10 protein-coding genes are annotated in these 7,742 nt (G+C 61.7%); 6 read left to right on the forward strand and 4 right to left on the reverse strand.

Annotation, left to right across the window (positions count from 1 at the left end):
* The first annotated feature begins 9 nt into the window (after window positions 1–9).
* From IVA96_RS06970 to IVA96_RS06980, 3 genes are read left to right on the forward strand one after another with little or no spacing between them, the layout of a single operon-like run.
* Complete coding sequence (locus tag IVA96_RS06970; RefSeq protein ID WP_247416322.1) at window positions 10–690, forward strand: hypothetical protein; 681 nt, start codon at window positions 10–12, stop codon at window positions 688–690.
* Window positions 687–1,103, forward strand: a complete 417-nt coding sequence (locus tag IVA96_RS06975) for a phage holin family protein (RefSeq protein WP_247333704.1) — start codon at window positions 687–689, stop codon at window positions 1,101–1,103. Before IVA96_RS06970 ends, IVA96_RS06975 begins: the two co-directional genes overlap by 4 nt.
* Window positions 1,100–1,834 carry a hypothetical protein gene (locus tag IVA96_RS06980; protein WP_247416324.1) on the forward strand — a complete coding sequence of 245 codons (735 nt, stop codon included), beginning with the start codon at window positions 1,100–1,102 and terminating at the stop codon, window positions 1,832–1,834. The genes IVA96_RS06975 and IVA96_RS06980 overlap by 4 nt, the downstream gene beginning before the upstream one ends.
* Window positions 1,835–1,947: 113 nt before the next feature.
* Here the strand turns inward: IVA96_RS06980 and IVA96_RS06985 are convergent, their stop codons facing one another.
* From IVA96_RS06985 to IVA96_RS07000, 4 genes are all read right to left on the reverse strand, one after another.
* Window positions 1,948–2,211 carry a GlsB/YeaQ/YmgE family stress response membrane protein gene (locus IVA96_RS06985; RefSeq protein ID WP_247416327.1) on the reverse strand — a complete coding sequence of 88 codons (264 nt, stop codon included), beginning with the start codon at window positions 2,209–2,211 and terminating at the stop codon, window positions 1,948–1,950.
* Between the two features lie 41 nt (window positions 2,212–2,252).
* Entirely contained in the window at window positions 2,253–2,708 is a 456-nt protein-coding gene (locus IVA96_RS06990; RefSeq protein WP_247333699.1) for a YidB family protein, read from the reverse strand.
* Between the two features lie 145 nt (window positions 2,709–2,853).
* Entirely contained in the window at window positions 2,854–3,333 is a 480-nt protein-coding gene (locus tag IVA96_RS06995; RefSeq protein WP_247416329.1) for a DUF2269 domain-containing protein, read from the reverse strand.
* Window positions 3,333–4,604: an SDR family oxidoreductase gene (locus tag IVA96_RS07000; RefSeq protein ID WP_247416332.1), complete on the reverse strand. Its 1,272-nt coding sequence runs from the start codon at window positions 4,602–4,604 to the stop codon at window positions 3,333–3,335. The genes IVA96_RS06995 and IVA96_RS07000 overlap by 1 nt, the downstream gene beginning before the upstream one ends.
* A gap of 396 nt (window positions 4,605–5,000) precedes the next feature.
* Between IVA96_RS07000 and IVA96_RS07005 the strand changes: the two genes are divergently transcribed.
* The 3 genes from IVA96_RS07005 (at window position 5,001) to IVA96_RS07015 (ending at window position 6,857) form a co-directional block, all read left to right on the forward strand.
* Complete coding sequence (locus tag IVA96_RS07005; RefSeq protein WP_247333695.1) at window positions 5,001–5,354, forward strand: DUF2200 domain-containing protein; 354 nt, start codon at window positions 5,001–5,003, stop codon at window positions 5,352–5,354.
* A 184-nt stretch (window positions 5,355–5,538) separates the two neighbouring features.
* Window positions 5,539–6,315, forward strand: coding sequence for a helix-turn-helix transcriptional regulator (locus tag IVA96_RS07010; RefSeq protein WP_247416334.1), 777 nt, complete (start codon window positions 5,539–5,541; stop codon window positions 6,313–6,315).
* A gap of 173 nt (window positions 6,316–6,488) precedes the next feature.
* Window positions 6,489–6,857, forward strand: coding sequence for a hypothetical protein (locus tag IVA96_RS07015; protein ID WP_247416336.1), 369 nt, complete (start codon window positions 6,489–6,491; stop codon window positions 6,855–6,857).
* Window positions 6,858–7,742: the final 885 nt, after the last annotated feature.

The following is a 7,742-nucleotide window of genomic DNA, read 5'->3' on the forward strand; positions in this document are numbered from 1 at the left end:
AAAACCATCATGAGCGATTTGGACCCGCACAACGTAACGCAGTTCGCAAAGGATCAGGACAAAGGCACCGCGAAGGATCTGAAAGGACAGATCGGCGATGCCGGAGCGGAGATGAAGCAGCGTGCCGGTGATGCTCTCCAGGCATCGTCTGATCTTGCGCGTGACAAATTCAGTGAGGCCGCGGATGCAGCAAAGGGGGTCGCGGAGGGAACCGTGGACCAGATCCAGAGCCAAGCCCGTGAGCAGCAGCGGTCCGGTGCCGATTTCATCGAGCGCCTGGCGGGCAATATCCGCGAAGCCGGAAGAGCTTTTGAGACCGACGTACCGTTCGCGGCACGTGGCATCGATTCCGCCGCCGACTATGTCGAGGACGCCGCCCAGAAGATCCGGGAAGGGAGCTTCCGGGATCTCGTCGAAGGCGCAACCGACTTCGCCAAACGTCAGCCTGCGGCCTTCCTCGGAATATCGGTGCTGGCAGGCTTTGCGGCCGTCCGCTTCCTGAAGGCATCGGGCGGACACTCGTCATCCCCAGGGCAGCGCGACACGACGAACAGATCGTCGCCGGGAAGCGGTCAGAAGCCGGGCGGGACCTCGTTTTCGGCGGGAGAACAGACCTGGTCTCAGGGGTCCGTGCGGCGTGGCCCTAATCCCCAACAAACCTCATCCACGCAGGGCAACACAGTACCATGAGCATCGAGCGCGATATCAAAACCAGTCAAAGCGAGTTCAGGGCGATCTCGACCCTGCTCGGCGATGCCATGTCGCAGTTCGCCAAGCTCTTCCAGAACGAGATAGAGCTGGCAAAGGCGGAGGTTGGCGAAAAGCTTCAGAAGATCGGCAGCGCGCTAGGCTTGATCGTAGGCGGCGCCGTTCTGGTGATCCCGGCGATCGTCATGGCACTGTTCGCCCTATCCGCCGCATTGATCTCCGCGGGATGGTCGCAGCCGGTCTCTTATCTGACGTCGGCAATTATCGCGGCGGCCATCGCCGCCGTGCTGGTCGCCGTTGGCATCAACCGGCTTGATGCGCGTCATCTGGCCCCCCGGGAAACGATCGGCCAGCTCGAAAAGGATAAGGACACTGTGAAGGGGATGGTGCGATGAGCAGCACAAAAACCAGCTTTATGGACAGTTTGGTGGCCGCTGCCCGGGAAAACCCGCTTGCCGCCGCGCTGATCGGAGGTGGAGCGCTCTGGCTGTTAGCCGGCGACCGGCAGCTTAAGACTGCGGCGCGTTCGGCTGCGGATGCCGTCGCGCCTGTCGTCGACCTTGTGACGAGCGGTCTCAGGTCGGCGGCATCCGCGATCAAGCAGACCGAGGCTCCCCCAACCGCACCTGAAATGGACAACGATCGGTCGACGGGCGTCGGAGAAACCTTGGGAGGCGCGACCGCTGCCGCTTCCGATGCGGTCTCGGGAGCGGCCGACAACGTCCGAGATCGTTTCGACGAGGGCGTTGCCTTCGCGCAGGAGAAGTTCAGCAGGCTCGGCAACGCGTTCCCGGACAAGGAGGCCATAAACAACGCAAGGTCATCACTCGCTAATATGCTCGAACGGCAGCCGCTCGTGCTTGGGCTCGTGGGCATCGCGATCGGTGCGGCGGTTGCGGGCGCGTTTCGCGCCTCCGAGATCGAGAACAAGTATATCGGCGAGGTCAGCGACGATGTGAAAGCCGACCTGAACCGGCGCGCCGGCGCGGTGTCGCAGGCCGTGCGTGAGGCCTCGGACACGGTTGTCGCAGAAATCAGCGACACCAGCGCCGAAGTAGTGGACCGAGTTAAGCAGGCCGGCACGGACGCTGCGGCAGCTGCCCGTGCCGAGGTGAAGTCTCTTTGATGAGACCAGAAAGGGGGCGCGCTGGCCGTCAACGGCGCGCCCTTTGCTCGAGCTTGATCAGGCAGGATGCTTCGCACGCAGGTCGCTGCGAGAAAAGCCCGGCCTTCTGTTCTTCAAATCGTGCGCCGTTGTCGTCCGGCGATGAGGCCATACACAAAGAGCACGATGATGGCGCCGACCACGGCGCCGATGAGTCCGGCACCCTCTCCAGGACCGTACCAGCCAAGGGCTTGGCCGAGGTAGGTGGCCACGAAGGCGCCAACGATCCCGAGGATGGTCGTAAGGATGAACCCGGAGGGTTCGTTGTCACCTGGCATGATGAACTTTGCGATCACCCCCGCGATAAAGCCGATAATGATGGTCCAAATAATGCTCATTCTCCACTCCTCCTGAATAAACGACGACGGCAGTGCGAAGGCTATGAGGTGGGTAAACGCCCCTCAGGCGTGTACTTGTCGATTGCTTGGGGAAGCTCGCGCGATAACCTTGCGAGGATCTCCTCGTGAGACAGCCCGGTTTCCCGCTCCAGTTTGTCCAGCACGTCGGGGCCGATCGCTTCCCGCAATTGCGAGGGCGAGATGTCCTTGTTGGGCCCTGAACTGACCCAAGACCGAGCCGCGTCCCCGTGGCCGCTTTGGTCGAATTTCTCCAGCAGCTCGCCAATTCCGCCCTGCAGTAATCCTCCGACACCCGCCCCGCTCAGCATGCCCGTGAGATTGCCGAGCAGGCCGCCCAGCGGCTGGCGGGTGTTGGCGGGTTCAAGCGAGCCAGATCCCGGTCCTCTGAGCAACTCTGCCAGCTTGTCGCGGTTCTGATACCCGGCGATGGCTAGCAGTCCGAGCAGTGCGGTCATGGACGGCATTCCGCGGCTCATCTTGTAACTCCGTGACAAGGTTAGACAGCTCGAACTCGGCCAGTCCGGTTCTGTTCCTAGGCCTGCATTCGCAGCTCGCCGGAGCCGGTGCACGCGAAACGGAAGCGGGCGTGATGAGCGGCCAACGAGCGGGCGCCGCGTCAGTTCAATCCCAATATGGAATAGCCGGGCGGGCGATCATCAGCCAGAAGATGGCCAGCACGGCTGCGAACGCCGGAAATCCAAAGGCGAACCACCACCGGAAGAGACGGTCATACTCAACAGGCAGCTTGGCGTCGGTCTCGACCGCACGGACGGCGAGATCGCGCATTCGCATCTGCATCCACACCACCGGCAGCCAGAAAGCGCCGGTCACCACATAGAGTGCGATGGACGCCGCAATCCACCCCTCGCGAAGAGAATACCCGCTCGACCAAGCGAGCCATGTGCCGGTGATCGGCTGCAGGATCACGGCGCTCGCGGTGAACAGGAAATCGGCCAGCACGACCGTCCGCGCCACCCCCGCGATCTCGCGCGGGTCGCCGCGCAGATGCGCCACCAGCATGAAGAAAGCGATGCCGGCACCCGTGCCGAGCAGGACCGCAGCACCGATGATGTGCACCATCTTGACCAGAAAATAGAGCATCAGCGATCCTCTCGGATCGCCATGGCGACCAGATTGAGCATCAGCACCGGCCAGATCTTCAGCATCGGTCCGAGCGGATCGGCCCACAGCCGCGGCACCAGCGCCGTACCGATCACGACATAGGTCAGCGAGATGATCAGTGCTGCCCGGAGCCCGTAAAGGCTAGCCGGCCGCCACAGAATGGCGAAACCGATGACGATGTCGGCGAGGGCTCCCGCAACGACGGTGAGGGCAGCGAACCTTTCTCCCAATCCGCCTTCCCGGACGTACGACATTCCGATCTCCCAGCCCGGTCCCAGGGAGATGATGCCGGTGACGATCCAGAACAGACCGAAAACGCCGAATATCAGCGGCTTCAGCGCATACAGCCGCGCAAACCAACGCTCCTGCACCGAGGCGGGCTCGCTTGCGAGCGCGGCTGCAAGGTCACGCGGCACGATGCCCGTGGCCTGGCGCCAGGGCTCGGGATCGCCGGTCGCGCCGCGCCGCATCTCGGCCTGTGCCGTCGAATTGACGGGCGTTGCCCAGCCCAGCATCTGGGCAACGTCCCCGGCGCGGTAAGCTGCCGAAGCCGCCCAGGAAGGCAGGTGCAGGCGGTAAGCGGGCCTCCAGCGCAGCCACGAGCGAAACAGCGCGACCGCGTCGCTGAAGGCCATCCGCCGCGGACCGGCCAGATCGAGTGTGAGGCGAGAAGGCGCGCCGGGTTGCAGGAAGAACAGGACCGTGTCGACGACGTCGTCGAGATGCACAGGTTGAATAGCTGCCGTATCGGGCATGATCGGTAGGACCGGCAGGGAGGCCAGTCCTCGCAACAATGCGCTGCCACCATAGGCGGGCCGGCCCACTACGACTGAAGGCCGCAGCACGACCCAATCGAGGTCCCGCGCCATCAAGGCGGCTTCGCCGTCGCGTTTGGTGCGCGAAAAATCGGTCCGGGCATCGCGATTGCTGCCGATCGCCGAGAACAGGATGACACGGCGGACGCCGGCGCTTTCACACGCCGCATAAAGCGCCGCGCTGCCGGCGACATGAACGCCTTGCATGTCCTGCCCCTGCAGGGCACCCGCCGCATTGATAACGGCATCGACGCCCGCAAGAATGCCCTTCCACTTCGAAGCGTCGGTGGTCCGGGCAACATCGAGGGTGATGTGGTGCGCATTGGGTGCCGCCGGATGACGCGACACCAATACGCATTCATGCCCGTCGGCGGAGAGCCTGGCGTGGATTGCCGATCCAATAAGCCCCGTCCCCCCAACGAGCAGGATGCGCATCGACTAGTCCCTCAATTGGTCGCCCCGGGGAACGCAAACCGCTGATCAATTCTGAAGGCGCAGACGAATAAAGCAGGGCTGATGTAATGGTTCCTCGCGGCGGAACAGGTGAGTTTGGTGCAGACAGCGCCCTTGTCGCGACCGCCCTTGCCGCAGATGTTGCGTCGCCATCGATATTGATGGGAGGGTCGCCGCGCCGACGCTAGATTACCGGACGCGCCGGCGGCGCAGGACCTGTACGGAGAAGCGGGAACATGGCGGTTCTCGAGCTGAAATAAATGTGTGCATCGCCGGAATTGCGTTTCTTGACCCAAGCCTCCGTATGACCTGGGGCGCCGCCGAGCACCTGATCGTCTCGAGTCTCAGTCCTGCAACAAGCGAACTCCTGGAATGGCCATGGCAAAACATCGGATCTACACAACGAGCTTCGCAAGCGTTTACCCACTTTACGTCGCGAAAGCAGAGAAGAAAGGACGCAGCAAAGCCGAGGTCGATCAGATCATCTCCTGGCTGACGGGCTATGGTCAGAAGGAGCTGGAAGCTGAACTGGAAAAACAGACGGACTTCGAGACCTTCTTTGCAAAGGCCCCCAAGATCAATCCTTCCCGATCCCTGATCAAAGGCGTGATTTGCGGCGTCCGAGTGGAGGATATCAAAGAACCAACGATGCGAGAGATCCGGTATCTCGATAAGCTGGTCGATGAGCTGGCCCGGGGAAAAACGATGGACAAGATTTTGCGAAAGGAGTGATTCTCGAGCGCCTGATTGAGCTCTTTGCGAACCCATCGACCCAACGGGCGGATACCGCTCCATCTGATCGCGAGGATGAGGCAGCAGCTGCTGGTGCAATACCGGCCGTGTTCCGCTCTCCAACTTCCGGCGAAATCCCGTTCCTGCTATCCTCCAACAAAAGAACGTCTTGCGGAGGAAAACGATGCGGTCTCAGCCGGTGCCCGCATATCCAGCGGCTGGCGATACAACGTCGGCGGTGCTCGCCATCGGACGCCCAGATTTCCCAAATGTCCTGATCGATACGCTGCGGCGGCAGGCCGATGTCGGCCATTGCATGGTGTTTGCGCTGACCCGTGCCGGCGCTGCGCGCTGCCTGCTCGATGCCGGCAACATCCCGATCGGCGGCGATCTCGGCGCGGCCTATGCCGGACAGTTCCACGAATCCGATCCCAACCGCGATGCGCTGTTCGAGCGCGAGGGCGGCGCGCCGATCATGCTGCCTGCGTTCGCGCCGCGCATGTATGGCGCGCGCTACCGGAAAATCTTCTTCCAAGATTCCGGCATCGTCGACAAATGCGCGACCGCAATCTGGACTGGCGACACCTGCTTCTACGTCAACTTCTACCGCATCGTCGCGCAAGGTCGCTTCAGCGCCCTGCAGCGAGAGCGCCTTGAGGCGATCGCGCCGGCGATTGCCGCGAGCGTTGGCCGCCATTTTCAGCAGACCGCAACGCCAGACCGGACGCTCGCCGGGTTGTTCGCGAGCTGCGCGCCGCTCGCCGCGCTCACGCCGCGCGAGCAGGAGGTCTGCCGGCGCATCCTCGCTGGCTTCAGCTCCGAGGCGATCTCGAAAGACCTCGGCGTCAGCCTGCATTCGACCCTGACCTATCGCAAGCGTGCCTATGAGCGGCTCGGCATCTCCTCGCAGAGCGAGCTGTTTGCGATCGTCCTGCGCCTGCTAACGTGCAGTCTGAACTAGGGCGCGGACTCGGGGTCCGCGATATCTGCTTGCGAGGTAAAGCGGATACGCGGTCCCGGCTCCGGGACCGTCGCCTCGCGAGCCGCAGTCGACAACACTCCTCCGCCCCCGGCGAGCCGCATTGAACTCGCCAGCTCCGCTCGCCATGTGTGGGAGACAGCTTGGAGCAAACAATGAAGCAGCTTTTCACCTGTGTGGCGACCGTGGGCTGCCTGGTCGCCTTCCACTCCGTCGCGCAAGCCCGCTCTGCATTCGACGGATCCTGGGACCTCAATTTCGTGACGCAAAGAGGACCTTGCGATGCGACCTATAATTTCACCGTCAACATCACCGACGGAATAGTTACACATCCGAATCTAGTCAGATTCAGAGGCCACGTGGCGCGTTCCGGCGCGGTTCGGGCCTCGGTGACAGTTCAGGACAAATTCGCCTCCGGCTCAGGTAGACTCTCGAGCAATGTTGGCCGCGGGACGTGGAGCGGCCATTCAGGAAACGCGCGCTGTTCAGGCTACTGGACCGCACAGCGCAATTGGGCGCGCTGAGCCAATGTCGGAGTGGCCCGCAGGGAGCAGAGAACGCTCGCTGATTGCCTATGGCCCGGGTAGAATCAATCGACGGTATGGTTGACAAGTTTGCGAGGCTCCCTGCGACGCCAACGTGCGCGGACGTACCTGTGGAATAGAGGACTGACTCGCTCTCGCTATCAGTCTCAAGACGGCCAAAGCACTTGGGTGTGATCATTCCGCGACCGCTGGACAGCCGCGCGCACGAAGTATCGGCTGAGATCTGGTGTTGGCCAGAATGCGAATTCCGGACGCAACGTTCAAAGGTCCGCTCATCAGGGAAAACCGGAAATGCACCGGCCCGAGCGGCGTCACTCTTCCCTGAGGAAGCCAGAACTGGCTAATCGCCATCCACTATCGTCGATGTCATCATCCATTGCAGGCGGTCATCTGCGACGATCAGACTTTGGCTGAGACGTGCAGGTCTGTTGTGTAGAGTGCCATCCGTCAATGCATTCACGCTAGTCTAATCCGTCTAGTCAATAAAGTCCTGTCGGTCCTGGGCGGCCGGGCATGCATTCTGTCATGGATCCCCGTTTCTGAAGGCGACAATCCCAATAGGACTCGAGCATCATTGCGACCACCAGCAAAGCGATTGTCATCAAAAGTAGCGCAGCGATGCGACTGCTGCTCATTGAGCCCTTTCTAGAGGCAAGCTTATCGCGAGACGGGGTGGCAATCTATGCTTGTTAACCTGCTTGTACTCGCGTATCTCTTGCCTATGGTTGCCATCAGGTTGACATTCATATGAGGTCTGCTTTTGGCCGATTCTGTTGAAAAAGGCAGCTGTTGCGACGCAGAGATATCAGTGATTCAGTCTGTCTAATTGGCAGGACTGAAGATCATGATGGGGCATCGGCAAGT

The organism is Bradyrhizobium sp. 159, from assembly GCF_023073795.1.
Classification (GTDB): domain Bacteria; phylum Pseudomonadota; class Alphaproteobacteria; order Rhizobiales; family Xanthobacteraceae; genus Bradyrhizobium.

Bases quoted from the DNA above. Each gene is read 5' to 3' on its own strand.
- IVA96_RS07010 (WP_247416334.1), top strand. From the start codon at position 5,539: ATGCGGTCTCAGCCGGTGCCCGCATATCCAGCGGCTGGCGATACAACG.
- IVA96_RS07015 (WP_247416336.1), top strand. From the start codon at position 6,489: ATGAAGCAGCTTTTCACCTGTGTGGCGACCGTGGGCTGCCTGGTCGCC.
- IVA96_RS06975 (WP_247333704.1), top strand. From the start codon at position 687: ATGAGCATCGAGCGCGATATCAAAACCAGTCAAAGCGAGTTCAGGGCG.
- IVA96_RS07000 (WP_247416332.1), bottom strand. From the start codon at position 4,604: ATGCGCATCCTGCTCGTTGGGGGGACGGGGCTTATTGGATCGGCAATC.
- IVA96_RS06990 (WP_247333699.1), bottom strand. From the start codon at position 2,708: ATGAGCCGCGGAATGCCGTCCATGACCGCACTGCTCGGACTGCTAGCC.
- IVA96_RS06980 (WP_247416324.1), top strand. From the start codon at position 1,100: ATGAGCAGCACAAAAACCAGCTTTATGGACAGTTTGGTGGCCGCTGCC.
- IVA96_RS06995 (WP_247416329.1), bottom strand. From the start codon at position 3,333: ATGCTCTATTTTCTGGTCAAGATGGTGCACATCATCGGTGCTGCGGTC.
- IVA96_RS06985 (WP_247416327.1), bottom strand. From the start codon at position 2,211: ATGAGCATTATTTGGACCATCATTATCGGCTTTATCGCGGGGGTGATC.
- IVA96_RS06970 (WP_247416322.1), top strand. From the start codon at position 10: ATGAGCGATTTGGACCCGCACAACGTAACGCAGTTCGCAAAGGATCAG.
- IVA96_RS07005 (WP_247333695.1), top strand. From the start codon at position 5,001: ATGGCAAAACATCGGATCTACACAACGAGCTTCGCAAGCGTTTACCCA.